We start from the raw sequence: 24,181 nt of genomic DNA on the forward strand, positions 1-24,181 counted from the left end.
AAACAACCCAAATAAATCTTTACATTAATACACTCAATCATTTAATAACTTAAAATAAAATAACAAATAATTTACCACCCACTTAATAATAGCAAGTTAATGTCAAAACGAAAAAAATTATCTGATGCTGACGAGGCCATGCTACTTTCGCAAGTCGATCGAGTTTGCCCACTTTGTCAAGAGCCTCTTTTTTATCAAAAAAAAGGGAGAAATCATAAAAAGTATGAGCTTGCACACATATACCCACTAAACCCTAAACCAGAAGAGATGATCACTCTTCAAAATGTGGAATTGCTAAGCAAGGACCTTAACTCGCCAGATAATTTAATTCCTTTATGTCCTAATTGCCATACCAAATTTGACAAGCCAAGAACTCACTCTGAATATATAACACTGCTGAATCTAAAAAAGAAACTACTTTCAAAAGACGACCAATCATTTTTATGGAAGAAATATAGCTTGGAGGAAGAATTAGAAAAAATAATTCAAGCTTTATATGATGATGCCACAGAATTAGAAGGAAATTTAGCTCTTGACCCTAAAACAATTGAAAGCAAATTAAACGCATCAATACCAGCACCAACCCAAAAAAAAATTAAATATAACGTATGTGAATATTTTAATTTTATTAAAACTAATTTAAGCCTTCTGGAAAACCAGTCACCCGGAACATCTGAACAAATAGCGCTACAAATCAAAGTATTTTACTTAAATCAAAAAAAACAAAACTTTAGCCAACTACAAATATTTGAAAACCTTGTAAATTGGGTAAAAGTTAAAACGAAGTGTGAATCTATAGAAGGTGCGGAAATCATAATTTCTTTTTTCATACAAAACTGTGAGGTTTTTGAATGATTTTGCCTAATAAGTTCATCCGTTATAAGGATTCAATACTACCAAAGACAAAAGTCCTTATCCTGCCAAGCGGTTCTGAGCTGACAGTGTTAGAATTGTACCAAAAACACAAAAACCACTTTGCGGATGCAGCAGAGTATATTTACGCTCTAGACATGCTATTTGCTTTAAATATTATCGATTTTGACCAAAAACTAGGAACAATTAAATATGTTGACTGAAATATATTGTGACAAATTTAATGAGAAAAACATTTTTTTTAATTCAGGATTAAATGTAGTTCTTGGAGACCAAGAAGCAAGTAACTCTATAGGCAAATCCACAATGTTAATGATTTTGGATTTGATCTTTGGTGGAAAGACCTTTTTCAAAACAAACACTGATACAATAAAAGAATTGGGTCATCATACATACTATTTTACTTTTCACTTTGATGATGAAGATTACTATTTTTGTAAAGACACATCTGAACCTAAACTAGTATATAAATGCAACAAAAACCGCGAGAAGATAGAGACATTAGAGAACAAGGAATACACTAATATCTTAATTACGCTCTACAGACTAGAAAACATAAATATGACTTTTAGAGAAATAGTCTCATTGGTCTCAAGAATTTGGGGCAAAGATAATTTAGATGTTCACAAAGCACTTGCATCGTATAAAGAACAATCAGAAAGTAAAAGTCAAAACTATTTGTTAAGGCTCTTTATCAAACACAAAGGACTTGATGAAATAAGCACAGCACTTTCAGCAAAAGAAAAAAGAAAAACAGCATTAAAAATCATACAAGATGAAAATATTGTACATAAGATAACAAAAAAAGAACTAAAAAATAATGAAACACAGATATTAGATGTACGAAATGAACTAAATGACATTGCCAATAAATTGTCACTGCACGTCAACAACATTCAAGAAATAGTCAATGAAGAAATTTTAGAACTAACAGGACAAAAAGACTCTCTACTAAGAATAAAGTTAGAGCTGAACACAAAGTTAAAACGCATTAATTCTAATTTAGATAAAAATAAAAATATTTCTTCAAGAGAGTTAAAAAATTTACAACAATACTTTCCGACAATTTCGTTAAAAAAAATTGACGATGTTGAACACTTTCACCAAAATATAACTAAAATAATAGAGTCAGAGCTAACAAACAATAAGAATGAAATAACCTCATACCTAATCGAAATAACAGATCAAATTGATCAAATCGATATAAAAATTAATTCAAAACTCACAAAAATCAAAACACCAAGTTCTATTGTAAATAGAATTTATGAATTAACCAAAAAAGAAACTAAACTTGATGAACAAATTCAATTTTATCATGAACAAGCAAAAGTAACAGAAGAGGTCAAAATTCTTAAAACTGAACACAAAACGAAACGAGAAGAGCTTTTAACAGAAATAGCTGAAATAATAAATATTAAGATTAAAAAATTATCGCAAGAAATTTTCAATTCCGATAGAAGTCCAATTATTTCTTTTTCCGGAATGAGTTATAAATATGAGCTTGCAGATGATACTGGAACCGGGACAGCCTATTCAATACTACTTCTTTTAGATTTAGCCTTATTTGAACTAACCGACTTACCATTCATCATCCATGACTCTGTTCTCTTCAAAAACATCAACAATAACGACGTTTCTAAAACAATATCAGTTTACAACAACAATACCAAACAATCATTTATAGCTATTGATGAAATTAATAAATACGGCGAAGAAACGTCAAAACTTCTACAAGATAACTCTTTTTTAAAACTGAATAAAAATAAAGTTCTCTACATCAAAAACTGGAGCAAAAACGCTACAGAGATAAACCAACAGCATGAATAATCAAAACCATCACGATATTAATTATCACAATCATTCTCAAACAAACAGGTTGGCATATCCGGTTGGCAGCACCCCGAAAACAACCCCGTAAAACGCAGAAAAGGGTCAACCCTTTAATATAATTCAAGATGGTGACCCCGACAGGAATCGAACCTGTGGCACCAAGATTAGGAATCCTGTTTGTTGTATATAAATAGCTGAATTAATTCAACTTGTTTTGTATATAATTGTAAGTAAATACTCATTTATTTTGACTCAGATTGGCATCCGGTTGACATGAATGTACTTTTTTCTGGGAGATACCAACAGATTGTAACATGGAATAAAAATAGATATAAGCCTCTTATCTGACAAATACAGTCGCCCTGAATCAATATACAAGAAACTCAACAATACCTGGAGTTAACATGCATTTCAAGTACACCATTCTCTACGTTGAAGATGTCACCAGCACCATTATTTTCTATGAAGATGTTTTTGGTTTTAACCGCAAGATGATCCACGAATCAGGTGAATATGGTGAATTAGACACTGGTGGAACCACTCTGGCATTTTCTTCACACAAACTCATGAATCAGCTAGGTAAATCGTCAGACACCCCCAATCCATCAGCTCCAGTGTTTGAGATCGCTTTTGAAACTGAAAATGTAGCAGAAGCACTTGAAAAGGCACGTTCAGCCGGAGCAAAAATCATCCAAGAACCTCAACAACAACCTTGGGGACAAACAATAGCTTATGTTGCTGACAACAATGGTTTCTTAATCGAAATATGCTCTCCCGTTGCTGGCGCATAGAATCATACGATTCGTAGACAATGAATTTGCCCACTTTATATATTTTTTCAGGCCTACCGGGGTCAGGAAAAAGTACTCTTGCTCAAAGGTTAAGTACTGAATTGAACAGTATATACCTCAGGATTGACACCATAGAACAAGCATTGCGGGACTTATGCAACTGCAAGGTCGAAGGAGAAGGTTATCGCCTTGCTTATCGAATGGCTGCAGACAACCTTGGCTGTGGTAGGAGTGTTGTTTCTGATTCCTGTAACCCAATTGAGTTAACTCGAACTGAATGGCGCGAAGTTGCACAAAAATCCGGTGCAAGGACCATCGATATCGAAGTTATTTGTTCCGATAAAGCAGAACATCAAAAAAGGGTTGAGACTCGAACTTCCAGCATAACAGGTTTAAGACTACCTACGTGGGAACAAGTTCAACACCGCGAATACCACCCATGGAAATCTGATAGAATCGTTCTTGATACAGCAGGACGAAGCCCTGAAGCCAGTTTTCAACAACTAATATCGCTAATCAAAAAATGGGAGTAATAAAATGCCAGTAATAACTTACGCAGGAACAGAATTGAATGATGAAGCAAAACAGGAATTAATAGAAAAGCTTACTGCAATCGCAAGTGAAGTCACCAAAACACCGGAACAATTTTTCACAGTTCTTGTTCAGGACTATCCAGAAACAAGCATTGGCATTGGAGGAGAAACAGTAAAGGAAATCAAATCACGCTATATGGCAAAAAACTAATTAAGCCACATATCTCTTTGATATTAAAAGAGATACACACATAGACCTCGTACTCCGGTACGGGGTCTTTTTCTTGGTATCCCACTCCACCGAAATCTTCGGTCAACCGAACTTCACCGTAACAGGAGAAATCAAATGAAAATCATAAAATCGATAATTCTAATAGCATTAGTCTTGAGTTGTATCCTTATAGCCATCACCGCAGGAGCAACAACCATCGATGAAATAATCCATAACACGACCAGAGAACAGTTTCTAGAGTTAGCAGTAACAACCGCAGCTGAATCCCAAACCATACCGGTACTCCTCAATGACAACGAAATCAAAATCAGTACAGGAAAAGAATTCCAGCAAATCACTTACTCCCCTGCAACCAGAACGATCTCAATAACAAGTGAAATTCCTGATCCTTCGAATTACGTGGAAACCTTTCTGGTGAAACTGAAGGACGGGCGCAGCCTGAAACTATCTAAAGAATACGAATTCGAGGATAACCAAATACTGAATATGGAAGTGAAACCATCCGTCAACTCTACGCCATTACCCGTATGATTTCTCAATAGTCCCTAAAGTGATACAGGGTTTCATATCATCATCAGGCCCGATCTGTCAGACTACCTCTATTTCTTCTAGGGACCTCGGCTGTGACTTCATCAAGAATAGAACTTTGAAGTTAACTCTACTTTCATTCAGTCGTTTCTGAATTGCTAGCATACACATGGTAAACAGATCACGAAGTCGTCCTGTAGTGCTCTGCCCTTCACCTTTCCTTGTGCTGCAAGATCAATCAGATTGCCATCTTCGACAGCTTGTTTCCGTGTATATGCGTAGATAAGATTAAACAGTGGATCGCTATTTTTAACCATCAGAATCTCCTTCAAATTTAGTATGTTGTTAAATTTGGAGATTATCCTGTGGTGGGGGAGTTGGTCACGCCAAACTTATTTTTTTATATTTGGTGGGATTGATTTTTTGGGATGATTCTGAGACCAAGAAATTTGTGATGCAGGTATGATTCTGTTGATTTGAGAAGGTATATTTCAAAAAACAACTGTTCAACACCCCAATAATACTCATAAAAATGCAAAAAATGGTCAACTCAAAAAATAAGTTAACCATTAATTCTATTCAAGATATCCTCACGCTACGTGAGCAAATCATATTTTAAATTGCTGCATGAAGAGAATCAAAAAGAAGATAACATGCGCATGCGCATAGAAGACTTCCTAAAGACACATTGAACAGCCGTATTCTTCTAGGAGTGTTTAGCAATAAACCAACCTTGCTACCCATTAATGCCCACATAAAAAGAGACAGATAACATATCACAAAATAAAGACTTGAGAAAATTAACAGTGGATCAAGCGACTTATCATCCATAAACATTGATAAACCGGCTATGCATGCGATCCATGCTTTCGGATTGAGCCACTGCATAAGTAAACCTTGCTTAAAACTTGGGCAACTGCCCTCTTCTATTGAGATATCAGATCGTGCTGATCCTATCTTGTATCCTAAATAGATAATAAATAAAGAGCCTGCGATCGCAAGATATTTCAGAAGTGTAGGATGGGCGGTTACAATTTGCATAAGCCCAAGGCCAAGAACAATTAACAACATAATAAAACCGATAGTCGCACCTGAGACGAAAGGTAATGTTTTTCTCAATCCGTGATTTGCTCCCGAAGCGACAATAACCATATTTACCGGACCTGGAGTAATAGACATTGAAAGTGCAAAAATGCACATTGCTGCAATTTGTGTATACATGTTCCGTCCTTTTTGAGATTGTTAAGTGAATATTGGTTAAGAGTACAAGTGAGTTTTTTTTAGGTCCAATTAAATGGTTTAATGGAGCTCATAAACATTTTTTATAGACATCCGGCATAGACGTTTTTACAGGATACAAATGGAATTATACCAACTTGTTTCATTTGCCGTAGTGGCAGAAGAAGGAAATATGACTAGGGCTGCAGCTCGTTTAAATTTGACTCAGCCTGCGATTAGTGTCCAACTTAAATCTTTAGAGGAGAAATTGGGATTTTCTCTTTTTCAAAGAACGCCAAAAGGGATGAAGCTTACAGAGGAAGGTCAAAAACTTAAAATAAAGGCCGATATTGTACTGAGTGGAATGAAGGACTTCAATACCGAAGCTGAAAAATTGAGAGGAGGAGCCTATGGTGAGATAATCCTTGGAGTTAACACTGATCCATTACTTCTGCGCTTGGAAAAACTATATACAAGATTGAAAGAGCAACACCCTGATATTTTATTAACCGTGCAAGAGTCGATGAGCTGGGATGCTGTTGAAAAATTGAATACTGGAAAAATTGATTTAGGATTCTCCTACAGTATTCCCCATGATAACAAAATAGAGGTACAACTTCTTGGAGAAATAGATTTGGCCATTGTTGGGCCAGAGAAGTGGCGTAGCCGTTTAGAAGGCAAAACTGAAAAAGATCTTGCTACATTTCCGTGGATCTGGACAAGTGAGCACTGCCCCATAAATATGATTCTTACCAATTTTTTTGAAAGCATCGGAAAAGAACCTCTCAAAGCGATTGTTGTGGATCAGGAAGCAGCAATTCTGAAACTAGTTTCAGACGGAGTTGGCCTGTCTGTAATGCCGGTAAGCAAAATAGAAAACGTAAAACAACAGTATAAAATCTTTCCAATTACGAAGTTGAATAAAAAACTTAAACTTTATATTATCTGTCTTAAACGCCGCAAAATGGACAATAAGATTTCAATTCTTTTGAATTTAATTAATGAAGTATGGGAAAAAGAAAACTAGCCTTTTTGCACTTCCATCAAAAAGGTCCATTGCATCGCCATAACAAAATGGGTCTTGGAGCCGACCAGTAGTGCTCTGCCCTTCGCCTTCAAATCCTTTCGGTGGAGTGATGTATCTTTCGTAAAGATTCGGCGGAACAGCCACTGGAACCTTGAATCCGGTTTCCTTCGCTTGTTCGGTTATATCGATTAAATTTCCGTCTTCGATTGCCTGCTTTCTGGTATAGGAAAAGATTACGTTGAACAGTGAATCGTCAAGTCCATGCATTAATAAATCTCCTTCAATTTCATATTGTTAAATAACTCTGAAAATTGAAGGTTATCCTTATTGGTTTGATTTGGTCACTGGGGGCTGGTGATTATTTGGGGTGATTCTGTGGATCAGGTGATGATGGGTGTTTTTGTGGCTTCTTCGGTTGACCGAATTTTACATGCTCTACCTCAAAAACTTTATTCATCCCTCTTTATGCGATATAGGACTCTTATCTTATGATTAATAAGACCACGTAAACACACTGATACCTTCGAGGATATGGGAAAAACATGTCAATGTACCTGCGAAAATCAATAAAAGTCGGCCCAGTAAGATTCAACCTTTCCAAAAGTGGAGTAGGTATATCAGCTGGAGTTAAAGGCTTTAGAGTTGGAATCCGACCTGATGGGTCAAACTATGTGCATGCAGGACGTCATGGATTATACTACCGAAAAGAATTGGGAAAAACGAATCAAAGACAAAATGAAACCAATGAAAATTATGTAGAGCCCCAGACAGTAGCGCAAGTACCCAATGAAAATACTACCGTATTCAAATCTGAGAATGCAAAAGATATCATTTCAGACTCAAAAGATGAATTAATTGCCAAATTAAATAAATCTGAATCTATTTTCCGACTTGACTACGGGTTAGCAATAGCAATGATCCCTATATGCTTGTACTTAGCCAATATTAACAAGACATTTGGAATAGCAGCAGCAGTAGCTAGCATCGTCATTATTCCGATCATCTCAGTATTTGTAAGAAAAAATAAAACAGTAAACCTTGAGTACTCTTTCGAAGAAGGCGGAGAGGAGAAGTATAAAAATATTATCTCAGCATTTAACCACTTAGCTTCGTGTTCTGGACTCTGGGAAGTTCATGAATCAACATCTTTGACAGACGATCACGAGAAAAAAAGACACTCTGGGGCAAGCAATATTAAGAATAGATCAAAAATATCAGCAGGTGAAGGTAAGCCAAAATGGCTGAATACTAACATAAAAACACCTGCTGTTGCACTGACAAAGCAGCAGTTATATTTTATGCCTGACGGGTTATTATTCTGCGACAACAGCGGATATGCATTCATCTCATACGATAAAATAAATATTATTTACGACTATACTAATTATATTGAAGAATATGCACCTAGTGACACTAAAATAGTTGATACCACATGGAGATATCCAAACAAAAAAGGAGGGCCAGATAAAAGGTTCAAAGACAACTATGAAATGTACGTATGCGAATACGGAGAAATCAAGATCAAGTCATCATATCAGATTAATATTTACATGCTGACTTCGAAAAGAAGTGCTGCTCAAGACTTTGTAACTATATTGAATAAAATAATATAAATTATCTAAATACTAATTATCAACAACAGAGTTAAGGAAGAGACTAAAAATGAAAATTCTAGGTACAATGTTGATTATGTTAATAGCAGCCTTAATGTCACAATATGCACATGCTGAAAATTCCAAATTCCCTTACGCGGGATTAAACTGTAAGACTAATGGGAACAAAAAAATTGTGTGGATAAACACTACACATGGCTCATACGCACTGAATGGGCAAGCAATTAAATGGGTGCAGCAAAACAAATTATCAGGCTACCCTTTGCAAGGTGCAGACGGTAAAGATTTTAAAATTGGCAGAGACCATATCAATCCATTATTACTTTCAGATTTAATTCAAAAAGGACTTGAAAAATGTAAATAAATATTAACCAAAACCAATTCAATACTTACAAATGAAGAGAATAAAATGGAACAGCCACAAAAACTAAGTAATCAGACACTATTCAAGATGTTAAAAAATGACATTGATGAAATGACTGAAGACTTAGAACAAACAAGAAAATCGCCCCATTCCCCCAAGACCGCACTTGTATGGAGTCATTTAGCAAGTATATTACAAAACGCTAAAGCAGCTCTTCTTTGTATTAATTGTAAACAGTTCATATGTGTTCCATTAATTTTACGAACTATTCTTGAGTCTGCTATCAACTGTACACTTATAATTAGAGACTGTGATGACTCAACATGTATGCTTGATGCGTACAAAGAGAAACGCAGATATTTACAAAAAATGACAGGACCATTAAAAAGTGTTTTCGCAAAAGAGCTATTACCAGAGTCTCAAGATAACCTGAAAATCGTTAATAAAAAAATTGAAGAAATAGAAAAACGAGTGCCTAAACACTATAGCAGTCTTAACAAATACGAAAGGTTTAAATCAGCAGAAAAAGAATTTGAATATTATTTATTCTACACCCTTCTATCAAGTGATATTCACACAAGCTCACTATCCCTCGAAGATCGTCATAGTATTTCTCTAGATGACGCAGTTTCTTTAGAGTGGTACTCTTCAACAGATGAAGAGTACAGAGGGTACTTAAAAATGCTCACATCATTTCTAGATATGACTTTACCTTGTTTTACTGATTTTTTTGATGCAGTAAAAGAACTCGAATCTCAACTTCCACACAAATAGAGCTATTTAAACAGACTTTATCACGATATCAATTATCACAATCAATCTCATTCAAACAGGTTGGCATCCCCGGTTGGCAGCACCCTAAAAACAACCCCATAAAACGCAGAAAAGGGTTAACCCAAAATATGAGTTAACCCTTTAATATAATTCAAGATGGTGACCCCGACAAGAATCGAACTTGTGACACCAAGATTAGGAATCTTGTGCTCTATCCGACTGAGCTACGGGGCCACGCTTTTTTTGAATCAGACAACCCAAATACTAGCCTATTTGCGTGTCTGAGGCGAGAATTTATATACAACACGTATTTCGATTGCAAGTAATTTTTGAACTTTTCTGGCTTTTTCCTACCAAACCTGCATATTTTGAGCTTCGAATACTTATCACCTGTAAACAAACATACTCAAATGTAAAATACAATTTTACTGTTACATTCTGTTGACAGGTGGCTGCTTTCATGCAAATAAGCTCTCAACTTAACGGCGTTAAGCTATGGAGAAACAATATGGGAACCAATACTAAAACAATAGAGATGTCTCAGCAACCATTGCGTATGCTGATACTTGACGCAGCCAGACAGCTTTTTGCTCAGCATGGCTATGCTCAGGTCTCTATGCGTAAGCTGGCCACCACTATAGGCTACTCTCCTACTACTATATATCATCACTTCAAGGACAAAAAAGAACTGTTCCTCTGCCTGACCGAGGAAACATACCGGGATTTTCTGCAAGCCATTAACAGTATCATCACAGCTGCAAATTCCCCCAAAGACGCCTTGAAGAAAATTCTATATACTCTTGTAGATATGGGCCTTGAAAATCCCAATGCCTACAGGGTAGGATTTATGATGGAGAGCGACTTGATAAACGATAACAACTCACACTTCCAGCATAATCCACTAGGCAAAACAATGTATAACCGCATTAATCACTGTGTTAAAGAGTGCATGCCCAAAACAGCTGACGATGAAGATATACTTGTTACAGCCCATGCGGTGATGGCGGCAGCGCACGGGCTGACCTCTCTGCTTATAACATACCCCTCATTTGAATGGGGCCCTATAGATAAATTGAAGAAGCAGGCAATCGACTCGGCTGTTGATGCCATAATATAATTTCCAGCTCAGATCAGTCACTACGCTGCTAGGCTCCGCGCCTTTTTTTAATACTTTTAAGGAACTTGATAATGACCAGAAAAAACACTGCAAAAACTGAAACGAAAGATCATAAAAAAGGACGCCGGCAGGTTGTCTCCCTGCTCCAGCCGAAAGATGCCATTAAAAAAGTTGTAAAACGCTTTCGTTCCCTGCAAGCACCTGAGGGATACTGGGTTTTTGCTCTTGAAGCCGATGTGACCATTCCCGCTGAATATATCATGTTCAACCGTTTTCTGGGCCGTAAGATGGACCCCGAAGTAGCGAAAAGACTCGGTAACTACATCAGGGCAAAACAAATGCCCGACGGCTCATGGCCTCTCCATGATGAAGACGGTCCTGCAAATATCAGTGCTTCCGTCAAAGCCTACATGGCTCTAAAAATGCTTGGCGATGATAAGAACGCTGAACATATGGTCCGCGCACGCCAGATAATTCTTGCCAAGGGCGGCGCTGAGACTTCCAACGTATTTACCCGCATCTGCCTTGCAACATTCGGCCAGATTCCGTGGCACTGCCCACCGGCAATGCCCATTGAAATTGTGCTGCTGCCCAAATGGTTCTTTTTCCATCTGGATAAAGTTTCATACTGGTCACGCTCAGTAATTTACCCGCTGCTCATTATTTACGCCATTCGCCCTGTATGCCGTCTGCGTCCCGAAGAAGCTATACCTGAACTTTTCTGTAAATCAGCGGAAGATCATATTCATATTGATAAATTCCGTGATAAAGGCTGGCGTAAAAATGCCTTCATTCTGCTGGACAGACTTCTTAAACGAACCATGCGGTTCATCCCTGAATCTGTACATAAAAAGGCGATGAATTACGCAGAACAATGGACCCGTGAACATATGTCCGGTAACGGCGGTATCGGTGCAATTTTTCCGGCAATGGCCAACGCTGTCACCGCCCTGCACCTGCTGGGTTACGATGAATCAGATGCGGACTTTGCACGCGGCCTCAAAGCTGTGGATGAACTTCTGGTCGATAAATTTCACGTACCTGAAAAATCTCCGTGGGAGCACACCGTAGTCACTGGCGGCCGTGAACTTTCTGCTGCACCTGAACTTGATATCTCACCTGAACAAGGTACTGCCGGAAATCTGGAACAGGCCATGTGCCAGCCCTGCAACTCTCCCATATGGGATACTTGTCTGGCCCTTTCCGCCATGATGGAAGCAGGCGAAGAAACCGATAGCAGAACGACAAAACAGGCAGTCAAATGGCTCTGGGATCAACAGATCTTCTTCCGCGGCGACTGGCGTTCCAAAGCTCCGGATCTTGAAGGAGGCGGATGGGCATTCCAGTTCGAGAACACCCACTACCCAGATCTCGATGACACAGCCATGGTCCTCATGGCAATGGCCCGTGCAGGAGTGCTGGAACAGGAAGAATACCACGAAAATTTCGTAAAAGGAGTTAACTGGCTTATCGGCATGCAGTCATCAAACGGCGGCTATGCTGCGTTTGATATCGACAACTGCGCCGAATACCTTAATGATATTCCATTTGCAGACCACGGAGCACTGCTGGACCCTCCAACTTCCGATCTGACCGCACGTGTCATCGAGCTGCTTGGCGTAATCGGCTACAATAAAAGCTTCCGACCCATCAAAGAAGGCATTGAATTCCTGAAAAAAGAACAGGAGGATGACGGCTCATGGTTCGGCCGCTGGGGTGTGAACTTTATTTATGGAACATGGTCTGTACTGTGCGGTCTACGTCAGGCTGGCGAAGACATGAATTCTTCATACGTCTGCAAGGCTGTTGAATGGTTTAAGAATCATCAGAACAAAGACGGCGGATGGGGTGAGTCCTGCCTGAGCTACAATGACAAAAATTACGCAGGACTTGGCGACTCCACTCCGTCCCAGACTGCGTGGGCACTGCTCGGGCTCATGGCAGCAGGCCATGTACACAGCAAGGCTGTAAGCCGGGGTATCCGCTATCTGCTGGATAACCAGAAAGAAGACGGAAGCTGGGATGAAAAACATTTCACAGGTACAGGCTTCCCGCGTGTGTTCTACCTGCGCTATCATGGATACAGCCAGTATTTCCCCATGTGGGCGCTTGGCGTGTACAACCGCTTCTCGGCTGAAGAAGATACCAGACAGATCATGATGCGCCTTGATTCACCAATGGACCTTGGACGCAAGTGGTAGAAGTATAGAAATGGAAAGAGATTCACTCAACATCAGCTCTATTGTTCCGGCCTATGAAACTGGACCGGACAATAGAATGCACTGCCACTGGCTCATGTGCCGCATGCAGGAGGCGGCAACAGCTCACGCTGACCGTGAAGGATTCGGCATTGAATATATGGCCGGCCTGAACTGCTTCTGGGTGCTGACCTCCATGCGTATCGAGCTGAAAGAACTGCCCGAACGGGAAAAACTTTTTTCCCTGACCACATGGTCTCAAGGGGCAAAGCGGCTGCGTGCTTTCCGAGATTTTCTAGGCTGTGATGAAAACGGATGCGAGATTATCAAAGCCAGCTCTGAATGGATGGTCCTTGATTCACAAACCCGCAAACCTATCAATGTAGATGACCGCATAAATCTTGTTGCTAAAGACGAAACCGTTTTCACTGATAAAATAAAACGGCTGCGCCCGGGAATACCTGTCAAAGAACTGCGCACGCTTAATGTTCCGTACAGTTCCCTTGATGCCAACGGGCATGTCAACAATACTGAATACTTACGCTGGTCCATCGATACACTGCGTAATCAAGGGCTTGCCCCCGATAAAATCAGCTCTATCCGCATAGGATTTTTATCAGAAGTTTTCGAGGGTGACACAATCAAAATAATGGATTGTAATGCTGAAAACGGAGGATTTGAAATTGTAGGGTTCAATGAAACCAAGGATAGAGCAGCTTTTGCTCTTGAGGTGCAATAGAATCTAAAAATCCTTTTAAAATTTCAGTACTAAATAGAAGTAAAACAGGGCTTGCATGTATAACCGCCCACAGTAATTCAAAAAATAACGTCTATGAGCCCTCTTATCTAGCTGCTGACCCCAGCTACCCCCTTGACTTCTCTAATTTAGTTAGATAAAAATACTGCCTTTCGTGCATTAAAATTAGTGCGTTTTTATTCGCGACTTTTACTTTTTAAGAGAACTAATTTTAATCATCACACTTAGTTACATACCTTTGTAACCGGAAAATGATATAAGCAAATTTTTAATGGAATATCCTCCCCTTTATCAGGAGCAGGATAAATCTTCCGCAGAGAGAGAGTGGATATGCTAGTTGCAGGTAAAGAACTTGAGGTTCAGCAGGGCGCACTTTGCGGCGAGGTACTCAAAGAGGCCTTGTCCAAGAAGCAATTCAAGGATGTTGTTGTAGCCAAATGCGGTGATACGCTTCTTGATCTCACGACTACCGTACCTACCGACTGCACAGAACTGGAAGCTGTTATGGCTTCAACTGACGAAGGGCTGGAAATAATTCGCCACTCCACTGCTCACCTTATGGCTGAAGCGGTGAAAAGGCTTTACCCCGCTGCCAAGGTGACCATCGGGCCATCCATTGCAAACGGCTTTTACTACGACTTTGATTATGAGCGTCCCTTCACTCCTGAAGACCTCGAAGCAATCGAAGCTGAAATGCTGCGCCGCGTTGGAGCCAATGAAGAATTTTCTTGCGAAGTGCTTTCCAGCGCTGATGCTATCAAGAAATTCGAAGACATGGGCGAATCTTATAAAGTAGAACTTATCAATGATCTGGGCGTAGAGACTGTCTCCGTATACACTAACGGAGAATTTACAGACCTCTGCCGTGGACCTCACGTAGCCCGCACCGGAATGATCAAGGCTTTCAAACTCCAGTCAGTGGCAGGAGCTTACTGGCGCGGTGATGAAAATCGTGCGCAGCTCCAGCGTATTTACGGAACAGCTTTCGCTGATCCCAAAGCGCTGAAAAAGCACCTTGCACAGCTCGAAGAAGCAAAGAAAAGAGACCATCGCAAACTGGGTACTCAGCTGGATCTTTTCTCTGTGCATAACGATGTCGGTGCAGGAATGATCATCTGGCACCCCAAAGGGGCACTGGTCAGAGCAATTCTTGAAGATTTCGAACGTAAAGAACATCTGAAACGCGGTTACCAGTTTGTTCAGGGTCCTCTGATTCTCAAAAGAGAATTGTGGGAACGTTCCGGTCATTATGACAACTATCGCGAAAACATGTATTTCACTGAGATTGACGAGCAGTCCTACGGCATTAAGCCCATGAACTGTCTTTCTCACATGCTGGTATTCAAATCCAGAATCCGCAGCTACCGCGACATGCCCCAGCGCTATTTTGAACTGGGAGTAGTTCACCGCCATGAGAAATCCGGCGTTCTGCACGGTCTTCTGCGTGTACGTTCATTCACTCAGGATGACGCTCACCTCATCTGCCGCCCTGACCAGCTCAGGGACGAAATTATCGGAGTTGCAAAATTCGTCGGCGATGTAATGGATCTTTTTGGATTTGAGTATGAAGCCGAAATCAGCACCAAGCCCGAAAAGGCTATCGGCTCTGATGAGGATTGGGAAAAAGCAACCACCGCCTTGACTGATGCTCTTAATGAGATGGGTTTAGAATACTCAATCAATGAGGGCGACGGAGCTTTTTACGGACCCAAAATTGATATTATTATTAAAGATGCTCTTGAACGCCGCTGGCAATGTGCTACTATACAGTGTGATTTTACCTTGCCAGATAGGTTCGACTTAAGTTATGTGGGCGAGGATGGTGAACGTCACAGGCCTGTAATGTTACATCGGGTCATACTCGGTTCCATCGAACGCTTCATCGGAGTTCTTATAGAACACACCGGAGGAGCATTGCCTGCCTGGCTTTCTCCTGTTCAGGCAAAAATTCTCACAGTTACCGACGCACAGAACGAATATGCAGAAAAAGTCTTGCAGTTTTTGCAAGAAAAGGGCATTCGTGCCGAGGTTGATACAAGAAATGAGAAATTGGGTTATAAGGTACGGGAAGCCCAACTTGAAAAGATCCCGTATATGTTAATTATTGGCGACAATGAAGTCGCTGCGGAATCGGTCAATGTAAGGGCCCGCGACGGGGAAGACCCCGGACTCAAGTCTCTTGATGATGCGGAAAAGCTTATTTCGACCGCCATCAATGAACCATTCAAACGCGGAGGCATGAGCTATAGCTTTTCAGCATGACGGTAGGCGTCCCTATCGTAGGGATGACGGTGCCCGCCGAAACGAGCGCATTCGAGTCCCCCAAGTCAGAGTTATCGATGATGAAGGTGAACAGTTGGGAGTTCTTCCAACACACAAAGCCCTTGAGATAGCAAAGGAACGGGGTCTTGATCTGGTAGAAGTTGCAGAGAAGGCAGATCCGCCTGTATGCAAGATAATGGACTATGGTAAGTTCAAGTATCAGCAGCAAAAACGCAAGCAGGAAGCCAAAAAGAAACAGACTGTAATCCAGATTAAGGAAGTCAAGTTTCGCCCCAAAACCGACGAGCACGATTACCAAACAAAGCTCAAGCACATCCGCCGGTTTCTGGAAGGCGGCGATAGGTGCAAGGTCACAATATTTTTCAGGGGCCGAGAAATTGTCCATAAGGACAGAGGGTTGACTGTACTGGAGCGAGTCAAAGAGGATACTATGGATATTGCCAAAATGGAGCAATCTCCTAGAACCGAAGGCCGCACCATGAACATGATGTTGGCTCCAATAAAAAAATAAGGTTTTTTCCGGCTCACATGCCGGTATTTCCCTAGGAGGATAAAAATGCCTAAGATGAAAACTAGAAGAGGCGCTGCAAAGCGTTTCTCCAAGACTGGTAGTGGCAAATTCAAACGCCGTCGTCAGGGACTTCGTCATATCCTGACCAAGAAGAACGCTAAACGCAAAAGCAGATTGGGTCAGAGCACTACAGTTGACAGCGCCAATATCGGTCAAGTCAAACGCATGCTCCCCTACGCTTAATTGCGTAAGTAATGCCTAACGGCATAAATAACTATTAATACAAACTCCTGCCCGCGGGACACGTTCGCGGCTGGTTTTAGACATTCCTGGAGGAATACATATGAGAGTCAAACGTGGAATAGCCGCCAAGAGGCGCCATAAAAAATATTTAAAAATGGCCAAGGGTTTCCGTGGTTCAGGATCTACCCTTTACCGCACTGCCAGAGAGCGTGTAGAACGCTCACTGTGCATGTCTTATGTCGGACGTAAAGTTCGTAAACGCGAAATGCGTAAACTCTGGATTCAGCGTATCAATGCTGCAGCTCGCCTGAACGGTCTGTCTTACAGCCGTCTCATTCATGGCCTTTCTACTGCTGGCATCGCTCTGAACCGCAAAGTCCTGGCAGAACTGGCTGTAAGCGATACCGCTGCATTCGCCAAAATTGCCGAGACTGCTAAAGCTCAGGTGAGCTAAAGTGACGGACGTTAAGTCCCTGTTACAGGAACTTGAAAGCCTGGTCCCGGAGTGCAATGCTCGCCTGGATCAGGCTTCTTCTTTACAGGAACTGGAAGAAACCCGTGTTGACCTGCTTGGCCGTAAAGGCCGCCTTGCAGGAATCATGGCCGGTCTTCCATCCCTGTCCAAAGAAGATAAGCCTGTAGCAGGAAAAAAAGCCAACGAAGTCAAAACAGCTCTTACCGATCTTATCGAATGCAAGCAGTCCCAGCTCGAAAAGGCTGCCACTGCCGAGAGCCTGTCCCGATTTGACCCGACCATGCCCGGTCGCAAACCTCACGAAGGTTCCCTCCATCCAGTTACTCTGGTTATGGATGAAATTTGTGATGTGTTCATCGGACTTGGTTTTGAGGTCGTAACCGGCCCCGAAGTCGAAAACGACTGGTATAACTTTGAAGCTCTGAACATTCCGCCGGAGCACCCCGCGCGCGATATGCAGGACACTCTGTATATTTCAGATTCCATCCTGCTTCGTACACACACCTCCCCATTGCAGATCCGTACTATGAAGGATAGAACTCCTCCTCTGGCTGCGATCGCTCCGGGTAAGGTATACCGCAGGGATTCCGACCTGACTCACACTCCAATGTTCCACCAGATCGAAGGTTTTCTGGTTGATCAGAATGTTAGCATGGCGGACCTCAGAGGAACTCTTACCGCATTCGTTCAGCAGCTCTTCGGACCCAAAACCGAAGTGCGTTTCCGTCCAAGCTTTTTCCCATTTACCGAACCAAGTGCAGAAGTCGATATCTCCTGTGTTATGTGCGGCGGGAAAGGCACCATTGACGGCAAACCATGTCGTGTGTGCAAACAGACCGGATGGGTGGAAATCCTCGGCTGCGGCATGATGGACCCCAATGTTATGAAAGCAGTTGACTATGATACAGAGAAATATTCCGGTTTTGCTTTCGGACTCGGTATTGAACGTGTTGCCATGCTCAAATACGGCATCGGCGATCTGCGCATGTTCTTCGAAAACGATATCCGTTTCCTCGAACAGTTTTCTTAATAGACGAGCTTCACCGTTTTGTTGTGAAATCTCTGTTTAAAACCAACCACGGATAGTTTCACATCATTTAGTAAAGCCCTATTAAAAGTTTTTGGGATTCTTAAACCCTTTTTTCGAAAAGGGTTTAAGGCACCCGGCAGAGTCGCGAAGACATTACCCCGTTCAGGGTTACCGGAAGCACCGCAAAAACTTATACACTGTTCAGATAAAATTAATCAGATTATGCAGTCTATTCAGGCTGCTGGAGGCTCAAATGCTTTTAAGCATGCAATGGCTGCGGGATTTCGTTCCTTACGAGGGAGAGATTCAGGAGCTTGGCGACAGGCTGACCATGCTCGGCCTTGAGCTTGAAGAAATTTTCAATCCTTTTGAAGCTATCACTCCCCTTGTTGTCGGTCACATTGTCGAATGCGATCCGCATCCTGAAGCTGATAAGCTTTCAGTATGCTCCGTTGACGTAGGCGAGGATGAACTTTTAAGCATCGTTTGCGGTGCGCCCAACGTTGCAAAAGGACAGAATGTTCCTGTTGCAAAAGTGGGAACAACCATGCCCGGCGGCATGAAGATTAAAAAAGCAAAACTCCGCGGAGTTAAGTCTTTTGGTATGATCTGCTCCGAACGGGAGCTTGAGCTTTCCGATGCCCATGAAGGCATCATGGTTCTGCCGGCAGATCTTAAACCAGGTCAGAACTTTGTTGAAGCCATGAATATGGAAACAACTGTTCTTGATCTCGGCGTAACACCGAACAGAGCTGACTGCCTGTCTATACTTGGTATAGCCCGCGAAACAGCACTGGCCTTTGATCTGCCCATTACAATGCCCAAACTCAATCTTGTTGAGTCCGGCGGTAATGCAGCAGACCTGCTCAAGATTGAAATTGATGATCCTCAGTTCTGCCCTCTTTATCAGGCAAGAATTCTTCAGGGTGCTAAGATTGCTCCTTCCCCGGACTGGATGCGTTATCGTCTCCTTTCCGTAGGCGTACGTCCCATCAGCAATATTGTTGATGTGACTAACTATATCCTTTTTGAACTTGGTCAGCCCCTGCACTCATTTGATGGAGACCGGATCAAAGGTGGAAAAATCCGCGTAGCTCCGGCTTCTGACGGCACTAAGTTTACCACATTGGACGAACAGGAACGTGACCTTATAAGTTCCGACCTGCTCATCTGGGATGCTGAACGTCCGGTTGCTTTGGCCGGTGTTATGGGTGGTATGAACTCTGAAATTCATGACGGCTCAACTAACGTTGTGCTCGAATCAGCAGTATTCCGTCCCGGTACTATCCGTAAAACTGCCCGCCGCCTGTCTCTGCCTTCAGAGGCATCCTACCGCTTCGAGCGCGGCGTAGACCAGCAGATGAACACTTTCGCTATGGATCGTGCAGCTCAGCTTATGAGTGAACTTTCCGGTGCCAAAATAGTCTCCGGCGTAGTCAAAAACGAACCGACTCCTTGGAAAGACCGCACTCATACTTATCGTCATGCACGCTGTAACTCCTGGCTCGGCCTTAATCTGGAACCTGAGTTCAGTAAAAAAGCTTTCACCCTTATGGGACTTGAAGTTGACGACAGCAATGCAGACAGCTGGAAAGTATCTACTCCATCTTACAGACTTGATCTCGAACGTGAGGCTGATCTGTACGAAGAAGTAGCCCGCTATTTCGGCATGGATAAAATTCCTTCTGTCCTGCCCCGTATATCCAAGACTTTTGATTCAACAGTAATCGCGGAGACTCCATACGGATTCTATCGCAGAATCAAAAACTGGGGTCGCGGCGTAGGCCTGCACGAAGCCATTAACTACAGCTTTGTGGGTGATGATGATCTGGACCTCCTAGGACTGCCGAAGGAAGGACGTGTGAACATTGCCAACCCTCTCAGCGAAGATCAGAACGTAATGCGTACACAGCTGGCTCCGGGCCTGCTTAATACCGTGCGTCACAACCTTGCACAGGGTAACAGCCACATCCGTGTTTTTGAAATAGCCAAACAGTTTGTTAAAGACGCTGATTCAGATACCGAAACCCGTGAGCAGTCCCGTCTAGGAATTATGCTCAACGGTCCACGTAACGGTTCAGAATGGCCTCACGAACATGGCGATGCTGATTATCTTGATATAAAAGGGCTGGTTGAAAATCTGCTTTCCGACCTTAAGCTTGGCGAAGCGTCTTTTACTCAGGCCGAAGACCATTCCTACCTTGAACCCTGCGTAAACATTACTCTGGGTGAAAAGGAAATCGGCTTTATGGGTATGGTTAAAGCTGATATCGCTGACAAATATCATGCAAAAAAAGAAGTATGGATGGCAGATCTTAATGCCGACCTGCTGCGTGACACTGTCATGGCTCATAAAATCAAGTTTGCACCTTTGCCGGTTTATCCTCCGTCCAGACGTGATGTGACTGTTATCGGTCCCGTTTCACTGCACGCTGAAACTATCAAAGATGCAATCTTCGGCTTAAAACTGAGTCTGCTGGAATCAGTTGAGCTGGTCAATGTGTTTACACCGGAAGGCCAAGACGAAGAGCGTAACCTCTCATTCCGCCTGACCTACCGCCACGCACAGAAGACTCTGACCGACAAGGTTGTAGACAAAGAACATAAAAAAGTTCTTGAAGCGCTCGAAAAAGCACTTCCTGTCAGATTCTAATACAAACCAAATTGCATTTATAAAAGCCTGTACAGTATCCACTGTGCAGGCTTTTTTTATGAGTCATTTTCATGTCACTCTGATACATTTATACAGGATCAGAGGATGACAAATTTTGTTTCAACCTGTAAGGAAAACGAAATACTTAGGGTTACCAAATAATTCTGAATTAGATAAGCAGGGATAAATATGGCTAGAAAGACTAAAGAAGAGGCGGAAAAAACGCGGCAGGCTTTACTGGCCTCAGCCTTTAAAGTGTTTAATGAAAAAGGATATGCCAAAACAACCTTGCAGGATATTGCTGAAGATGCGGGAGTAACCCGTGGAGCGGTATACTGGCATTTTAAAAACAAAACCGATCTTTTTGAAAAACTATTTGATTTCGCATTCATGCCGGTGCGTGACCTGCTCTTCTCTCAATTTGATAAAGACATATCTCCTCAGGAAATGCTCTCGAACCTGATGGAAGTCTGGATCAGTCATGCAGGAATAGATCAAAACTTTCGTGACGCTTTCACAATCATGTTCAACAAGACCGAATGGTCTGAAGAATTGATGCCGTTCAAACTCAAATTCAGAAACGAAGAATATAAATTAATTAAAAAAGTTGAAGAACTTATTGCGCAGGGAATGGAAGATGGAACTTTCAGAGAAAATCTGAAACCTGAAGTTGCCGCTGCGACCTACTACTCGACTTTACTCGGAATTGCTCAATACACTATCTTCTTCCCGGAAGAAGTTGATATTGCACAGGAATCTAAATCTTTAATAGAGATGTTCATGTACTCATGTTTAAAAGAAAAATAATCACATTAGTTATCGGTCTGATGCTTATAGCGACCTCTGCTCTCTGTGCAGACAGGGAGCTGTTCCCGACCAGCAAATTCAAGCTGGGCTATGAAGGAATGTATATGTATTACGATGAACCGGACGTTATGCATGAAAAAGGTATTTTAAACGGTGGATTCGGTTCATGGACCGGTTACTTCACGCAATACGATATCATGCTCAATGCCGAACTTGAAGGACTTGCCGGTTCACTGGAATACAACGGGCAATACAGCGACGGTACTAAGCTTAAATGCGATAATGACGACTATTTTATCAGTGGCCGGGCAACGCTGGGGATGGGCTTTGAAAATGGAAAAATTGGCTACACCCCATACATCGGTGTCGGAACAAGATACTGGTACGATAAAATCAAAGCCACCGGAGGATACGAACGCGAGATAACCCAGTACTATCTTCCGTTAGGCATAAACATCATCTCAAACATGGATGATGGCTGGTCTATCGGCGGAACGATCGAAGGTGATCTACTGCTGGGAGGAACCGTGGACAGCAAACTTTCACAAGCAGGTTCCAATTACTCAGATGCATCAAATACTCAGGATTTCGCATCAGGAGGCGGTGGACGTCTTTCAGCATTCATTGAGTATGACTTTACCGACTACTCACTCGGTTTTGAACCTTATTTCCGGTACTGGCAGTTTGCTAAATCAAACACGGATAGTGTCATGTACGGTAGCGGCAATGCTAATGTCGTTGAACCTAAAAACAAATTCTACATGTCCGGCGTCAGACTTTACATCAAGTTTTAGCCGGCTTTAATGGCAGCATAAAAAAATCCCCTGCAAAATTAATTTTGCAGGGGATTTTTCTTATTGAACAAAAGCTGAGTTAAATCTGAAACTCTCCGCCCTTATAAATGACAATTTCACTTCCGTCTTTCAGAGTGGCGTAAACAGTCTTATCCTGTGTATTCACCAAGTCCCAATGCAGAGCAGAAGTATTATAGCCAAGTTCTTTCTTAAGCTCCTCATCGAGCTTAGTCTGATCTCCGGCATAAGTATCAGAGTAGGAAGCTCCTACGGCAACATGGCAGTTACCGAACTCTCCCCCATAGTTTTCATCATAAAGTGTATTCGCCATAAACTTATCGATACGTGAAAAGCGGCGGTCAGTGAGAGAGAATTCTCCCAAACGAGAAGCTCCGACATCCATTGCAAGCTGTTTTTTAACAAACTCTTCGCCCTGCTTGGCAGTAATATCTTTGGCGACTCCGTCTTCAAAAACAATACGCACACCCTCAACATAATTACCGGACCTAAATGAAGGCTGGTCAGCGTAATAAACACCTGATGTTCCACGCCAGTCCGGTGAAATAAACAGCTCAAAACTCGGAATATTATGCCCTGAAACTCCGATCCATTGACGCATATCGCCATGCTTTACAGTAAGATCCATATCAGCTGAAACAACGCGGTAAGATTCTATACCGAGGCCGTTGAGCCAGTTTTTGACCTCTGACGCTTTTTCAAAAACGCCTTTCCAGCACGATGCAGGATCTTCCTCATCAAGATAGCAGGCCTTAACGATCTGCGCAGTAAACTCTTCCAGAGACAATCCAGCTGATTCAGCCATCGCTTTGGTTGGATAGGAGCAGAGAGTCCAGCCAAGTTCACCGTTCTGCTCACGTTTTTCCATAATATCGCGCAAAAACTTGCGGGATACAGCGCACTTCCCCATACGGGAAGGATCAACCTCTGCCAGATGAGTAAGTGAAGAAGGCGCAAGTAAAGCAATAAGACCGTTCATTCCTTCAGAAAATTCACGCTCACCGGGTGCAATGAACTCGAGTTGCTGATCATTGCCGCTGCCATAAAAACTCTTCTCCATTTCAGGGGAAAGTGAAAGACGAGGTACAGGATTAATCCCTTCGGCAATGAGTTTTTTAAATACAGCCTCAGCAAGAGGCAATGCTTCGATTTCATAACGGATCATAACCATATCGCCTTTCTCATAAGGCTTGGTACGAGCGGTGGTAAGTCCCCACCATAATGCTTCTACATATTTTTCAAGCTGTTCTTTGGTCAGCATCGTTACTCCTGAAAATTTTCCAATTAAAATTTAAGATAAAGGTTTCTATTAAATAAATGTTGCACCAAAGTCATCCATCAGCTGCAATAAAATAAAACAGCCCCGCCCAAAGCTTAGCATAGGTCATATAATTATAATTTTTATTCATCTTTATTACTTTTTTAGCTTCTCCCTTCTTGACATGAGAAGGGCTAGTAGATATCCAAATTTCAAAAGCCCTGTGTCGGGGTATAAGCCGAAAAATTTCGGCC

The 24,181-nt window shown here is 41.9% G+C and carries 26 protein-coding genes and 1 tRNA gene; 22 read left to right on the plus strand and 5 right to left on the minus strand.

The genetic code is table 11. The features are described from left to right. The first annotated feature begins 99 nt into the window (after positions 1-99). The 7 genes from H589_RS0106855 (at position 100) to H589_RS0106885 (ending at position 4,790) form a co-directional block, all read left to right on the plus strand. On the plus strand, positions 100-855 hold the full coding sequence (locus H589_RS0106855; RefSeq protein WP_027721331.1) for an ABC-three component system protein: 756 nt from the start codon (positions 100-102) through the stop codon (positions 853-855). After that, the gene (locus H589_RS21230) at positions 852-1,076 is read left to right on the plus strand and encodes an ABC-three component system middle component 7 (protein ID WP_027721332.1); all 225 of its coding nucleotides are present in this window, start codon (positions 852-854) and stop codon (positions 1,074-1,076) included. The genes H589_RS0106855 and H589_RS21230 overlap by 4 nt, the downstream gene beginning before the upstream one ends. Further along, the gene (locus H589_RS0106865; RefSeq protein ID WP_027721333.1) at positions 1,066-2,700 is read left to right on the plus strand and encodes a DUF2326 domain-containing protein; all 1,635 of its coding nucleotides are present in this window, start codon (positions 1,066-1,068) and stop codon (positions 2,698-2,700) included. Before H589_RS21230 ends, H589_RS0106865 begins: the two co-directional genes overlap by 11 nt. Before the next feature lie 407 nt (positions 2,701-3,107). Further along, on the plus strand, positions 3,108-3,494 hold the full coding sequence (locus H589_RS0106870; protein ID WP_027721334.1) for a VOC family protein: 387 nt from the start codon (positions 3,108-3,110) through the stop codon (positions 3,492-3,494). Between the two features lie 20 nt (positions 3,495-3,514). Beyond that, complete coding sequence (locus tag H589_RS0106875) at positions 3,515-4,027, plus strand: P-loop nucleotide/nucleoside kinase family protein (RefSeq protein WP_027721335.1); 513 nt, start codon at positions 3,515-3,517, stop codon at positions 4,025-4,027. 4 nt (positions 4,028-4,031) lie between these two features. Then, positions 4,032-4,238, plus strand: a complete 207-nt coding sequence (dmpI, locus tag H589_RS0106880) for a 4-oxalocrotonate tautomerase DmpI (protein WP_027721336.1) — start codon at positions 4,032-4,034, stop codon at positions 4,236-4,238. A 174-nt stretch (positions 4,239-4,412) separates the two neighbouring features. Continuing rightward, positions 4,413-4,790, plus strand: a complete 378-nt coding sequence (locus H589_RS0106885; RefSeq protein WP_156891675.1) for a hypothetical protein — start codon at positions 4,413-4,415, stop codon at positions 4,788-4,790. Between the two features lie 155 nt (positions 4,791-4,945). On the opposite strand, the gene H589_RS21070 is transcribed toward H589_RS0106885, so the two are convergent. Beyond that, a complete protein-coding gene (locus H589_RS21070) occupies positions 4,946-5,104 on the minus strand; it encodes a hypothetical protein (protein WP_245577059.1) in 159 nt (52 codons plus the stop codon). 298 nt (positions 5,105-5,402) lie between these two features. Next, entirely contained in the window at positions 5,403-6,008 is a 606-nt protein-coding gene (locus H589_RS0106895) for a LysE family translocator (protein WP_027721338.1), read from the minus strand. Positions 6,009-6,147: 139 nt separating this feature from the next. Here H589_RS0106895 and H589_RS19360 point away from each other — a divergent pair, with 139 nt between their 5' ends. Continuing rightward, positions 6,148-7,032 carry a LysR family transcriptional regulator gene (locus H589_RS19360; protein ID WP_051249667.1) on the plus strand — a complete coding sequence of 295 codons (885 nt, stop codon included), beginning with the start codon at positions 6,148-6,150 and terminating at the stop codon, positions 7,030-7,032. Here H589_RS19360 and H589_RS19365 read toward each other — a convergent pair. Beyond that, a complete protein-coding gene (locus tag H589_RS19365) occupies positions 7,000-7,299 on the minus strand; it encodes a DUF6573 family protein (RefSeq protein ID WP_051249668.1) in 300 nt (99 codons plus the stop codon). The genes H589_RS19360 and H589_RS19365 overlap by 33 nt on opposite strands. 275 nt (positions 7,300-7,574) lie before the next feature. On the opposite strand from H589_RS19365, the gene H589_RS0106910 reads away from it, so the two are divergent. The 3 genes from H589_RS0106910 to H589_RS0106920 are packed head-to-tail and all read left to right on the plus strand — an operon-like array spanning position 7,575 to position 9,783. After that, positions 7,575-8,645 carry a DUF4236 domain-containing protein gene (locus tag H589_RS0106910; protein ID WP_027721339.1) on the plus strand — a complete coding sequence of 357 codons (1,071 nt, stop codon included), beginning with the start codon at positions 7,575-7,577 and terminating at the stop codon, positions 8,643-8,645. Positions 8,646-8,694: 49 nt separating this feature from the next. Further along, positions 8,695-9,009 (plus strand): hypothetical protein, encoded by a 315-nt coding sequence (locus tag H589_RS0106915; RefSeq protein ID WP_027721340.1) that lies wholly within the window; start codon positions 8,695-8,697, stop codon positions 9,007-9,009. 45 nt (positions 9,010-9,054) lie between these two features. Further along, positions 9,055-9,783: a DUF5677 domain-containing protein gene (locus H589_RS0106920; RefSeq protein WP_027721341.1), complete on the plus strand. Its 729-nt coding sequence runs from the start codon at positions 9,055-9,057 to the stop codon at positions 9,781-9,783. 157 nt (positions 9,784-9,940) lie between these two features. Here H589_RS0106920 and H589_RS0106925 read toward each other — a convergent pair. Next, positions 9,941-10,017: transfer RNA gene (locus H589_RS0106925), tRNA-Arg, on the minus strand. Positions 10,018-10,291: 274 nt separating this feature from the next. Here H589_RS0106925 and H589_RS0106930 point away from each other — a divergent pair. The 11 genes from H589_RS0106930 (at position 10,292) to H589_RS0106980 (ending at position 22,651) form a co-directional block, all read left to right on the plus strand. Beyond that, positions 10,292-10,900, plus strand: coding sequence for a TetR/AcrR family transcriptional regulator (locus H589_RS0106930; protein WP_027721342.1), 609 nt, complete (start codon positions 10,292-10,294; stop codon positions 10,898-10,900). Positions 10,901-10,971: 71 nt separating this feature from the next. Beyond that, positions 10,972-13,101, plus strand: a complete 2,130-nt coding sequence (gene shc / locus H589_RS0106935) for a squalene--hopene cyclase (protein ID WP_027721343.1) — start codon at positions 10,972-10,974, stop codon at positions 13,099-13,101. Between the two features lie 10 nt (positions 13,102-13,111). After that, positions 13,112-13,837, plus strand: a complete 726-nt coding sequence (locus H589_RS0106940) for an acyl-[acyl-carrier-protein] thioesterase (RefSeq protein ID WP_027721344.1) — start codon at positions 13,112-13,114, stop codon at positions 13,835-13,837. Between the two features lie 348 nt (positions 13,838-14,185). Continuing rightward, entirely contained in the window at positions 14,186-16,117 is a 1,932-nt protein-coding gene (gene thrS, locus H589_RS0106945) for a threonine--tRNA ligase (protein ID WP_035075419.1), read from the plus strand. Further along, positions 16,101-16,649 (plus strand): translation initiation factor IF-3, encoded by a 549-nt coding sequence (gene infC, locus H589_RS0106950; protein WP_084146906.1) that lies wholly within the window; start codon positions 16,101-16,103, stop codon positions 16,647-16,649. Before thrS ends, infC begins: the two co-directional genes overlap by 17 nt. A gap of 45 nt (positions 16,650-16,694) precedes the next feature. Then, complete coding sequence (rpmI, locus tag H589_RS0106955) at positions 16,695-16,892, plus strand: 50S ribosomal protein L35 (protein ID WP_027721347.1); 198 nt, start codon at positions 16,695-16,697, stop codon at positions 16,890-16,892. 100 nt (positions 16,893-16,992) lie between these two features. Next, the gene (gene rplT, locus H589_RS0106960) at positions 16,993-17,346 is read left to right on the plus strand and encodes a 50S ribosomal protein L20 (RefSeq protein WP_027721348.1); all 354 of its coding nucleotides are present in this window, start codon (positions 16,993-16,995) and stop codon (positions 17,344-17,346) included. A 1-nt stretch (position 17,347) separates the two neighbouring features. Next, positions 17,348-18,397 (plus strand): phenylalanine--tRNA ligase subunit alpha, encoded by a 1,050-nt coding sequence (pheS, locus tag H589_RS0106965; RefSeq protein ID WP_027721349.1) that lies wholly within the window; start codon positions 17,348-17,350, stop codon positions 18,395-18,397. 253 nt (positions 18,398-18,650) lie between these two features. Further along, positions 18,651-21,050, plus strand: coding sequence for a phenylalanine--tRNA ligase subunit beta (pheT, locus tag H589_RS0106970; protein ID WP_027721350.1), 2,400 nt, complete (start codon positions 18,651-18,653; stop codon positions 21,048-21,050). Between the two features lie 189 nt (positions 21,051-21,239). Beyond that, positions 21,240-21,857, plus strand: coding sequence for a TetR family transcriptional regulator (locus H589_RS0106975; RefSeq protein WP_027721351.1), 618 nt, complete (start codon positions 21,240-21,242; stop codon positions 21,855-21,857). Continuing rightward, positions 21,839-22,651 carry a hypothetical protein gene (locus tag H589_RS0106980; RefSeq protein WP_027721352.1) on the plus strand — a complete coding sequence of 271 codons (813 nt, stop codon included), beginning with the start codon at positions 21,839-21,841 and terminating at the stop codon, positions 22,649-22,651. Before H589_RS0106975 ends, H589_RS0106980 begins: the two co-directional genes overlap by 19 nt. 79 nt (positions 22,652-22,730) lie before the next feature. Here the strand turns inward: H589_RS0106980 and H589_RS0106985 are convergent, their stop codons facing one another. Further along, positions 22,731-23,930, minus strand: coding sequence for an aminopeptidase (locus H589_RS0106985; RefSeq protein WP_027721353.1), 1,200 nt, complete (start codon positions 23,928-23,930; stop codon positions 22,731-22,733). Between the last annotated feature and the right edge of the window lie 251 nt (positions 23,931-24,181).

The sequence above is a fragment of the Maridesulfovibrio zosterae DSM 11974 genome (assembly GCF_000425265.1).
Lineage (GTDB): Bacteria > Desulfobacterota > Desulfovibrionia > Desulfovibrionales > Desulfovibrionaceae > Maridesulfovibrio > Maridesulfovibrio zosterae.

What these genes read in the sequence shown, in the direction of transcription:
- H589_RS21230 (WP_027721332.1), top strand. Translation starts at nt 852, where the DNA reads ATGATTTTGCCTAATAAGTTCATCCGTTATAAGGATTCAATACTACCA.
- H589_RS0106985 (WP_027721353.1), bottom strand. Translation starts at nt 23,930, where the DNA reads ATGCTGACCAAAGAACAGCTTGAAAAATATGTAGAAGCATTATGGTGG.
- H589_RS0106875 (WP_027721335.1), top strand. Translation starts at nt 3,515, where the DNA reads ATGAATTTGCCCACTTTATATATTTTTTCAGGCCTACCGGGGTCAGGA.
- H589_RS0106975 (WP_027721351.1), top strand. Translation starts at nt 21,240, where the DNA reads ATGGCTAGAAAGACTAAAGAAGAGGCGGAAAAAACGCGGCAGGCTTTA.
- H589_RS0106940 (WP_027721344.1), top strand. Translation starts at nt 13,112, where the DNA reads ATGGAAAGAGATTCACTCAACATCAGCTCTATTGTTCCGGCCTATGAA.
- H589_RS0106930 (WP_027721342.1), top strand. Translation starts at nt 10,292, where the DNA reads ATGGGAACCAATACTAAAACAATAGAGATGTCTCAGCAACCATTGCGT.
- H589_RS0106895 (WP_027721338.1), bottom strand. Translation starts at nt 6,008, where the DNA reads ATGTATACACAAATTGCAGCAATGTGCATTTTTGCACTTTCAATGTCT.
- rpmI (WP_027721347.1), top strand. Translation starts at nt 16,695, where the DNA reads ATGCCTAAGATGAAAACTAGAAGAGGCGCTGCAAAGCGTTTCTCCAAG.
- H589_RS19360 (WP_051249667.1), top strand. Translation starts at nt 6,148, where the DNA reads ATGGAATTATACCAACTTGTTTCATTTGCCGTAGTGGCAGAAGAAGGA.
- H589_RS0106920 (WP_027721341.1), top strand. Translation starts at nt 9,055, where the DNA reads ATGGAACAGCCACAAAAACTAAGTAATCAGACACTATTCAAGATGTTA.
- H589_RS0106915 (WP_027721340.1), top strand. Translation starts at nt 8,695, where the DNA reads ATGAAAATTCTAGGTACAATGTTGATTATGTTAATAGCAGCCTTAATG.
- dmpI (WP_027721336.1), top strand. Translation starts at nt 4,032, where the DNA reads ATGCCAGTAATAACTTACGCAGGAACAGAATTGAATGATGAAGCAAAA.
- rplT (WP_027721348.1), top strand. Translation starts at nt 16,993, where the DNA reads ATGAGAGTCAAACGTGGAATAGCCGCCAAGAGGCGCCATAAAAAATAT.
- H589_RS21070 (WP_245577059.1), bottom strand. Translation starts at nt 5,104, where the DNA reads ATGGTTAAAAATAGCGATCCACTGTTTAATCTTATCTACGCATATACA.
- shc (WP_027721343.1), top strand. Translation starts at nt 10,972, where the DNA reads ATGACCAGAAAAAACACTGCAAAAACTGAAACGAAAGATCATAAAAAA.
- H589_RS0106870 (WP_027721334.1), top strand. Translation starts at nt 3,108, where the DNA reads ATGCATTTCAAGTACACCATTCTCTACGTTGAAGATGTCACCAGCACC.
- thrS (WP_035075419.1), top strand. Translation starts at nt 14,186, where the DNA reads ATGCTAGTTGCAGGTAAAGAACTTGAGGTTCAGCAGGGCGCACTTTGC.
- H589_RS19365 (WP_051249668.1), bottom strand. Translation starts at nt 7,299, where the DNA reads ATGCATGGACTTGACGATTCACTGTTCAACGTAATCTTTTCCTATACC.
- H589_RS0106865 (WP_027721333.1), top strand. Translation starts at nt 1,066, where the DNA reads ATGTTGACTGAAATATATTGTGACAAATTTAATGAGAAAAACATTTTT.
- pheT (WP_027721350.1), top strand. Translation starts at nt 18,651, where the DNA reads ATGCTTTTAAGCATGCAATGGCTGCGGGATTTCGTTCCTTACGAGGGA.
- H589_RS0106910 (WP_027721339.1), top strand. Translation starts at nt 7,575, where the DNA reads ATGTCAATGTACCTGCGAAAATCAATAAAAGTCGGCCCAGTAAGATTC.
- H589_RS0106980 (WP_027721352.1), top strand. Translation starts at nt 21,839, where the DNA reads ATGTTTAAAAGAAAAATAATCACATTAGTTATCGGTCTGATGCTTATA.
- H589_RS0106855 (WP_027721331.1), top strand. Translation starts at nt 100, where the DNA reads ATGTCAAAACGAAAAAAATTATCTGATGCTGACGAGGCCATGCTACTT.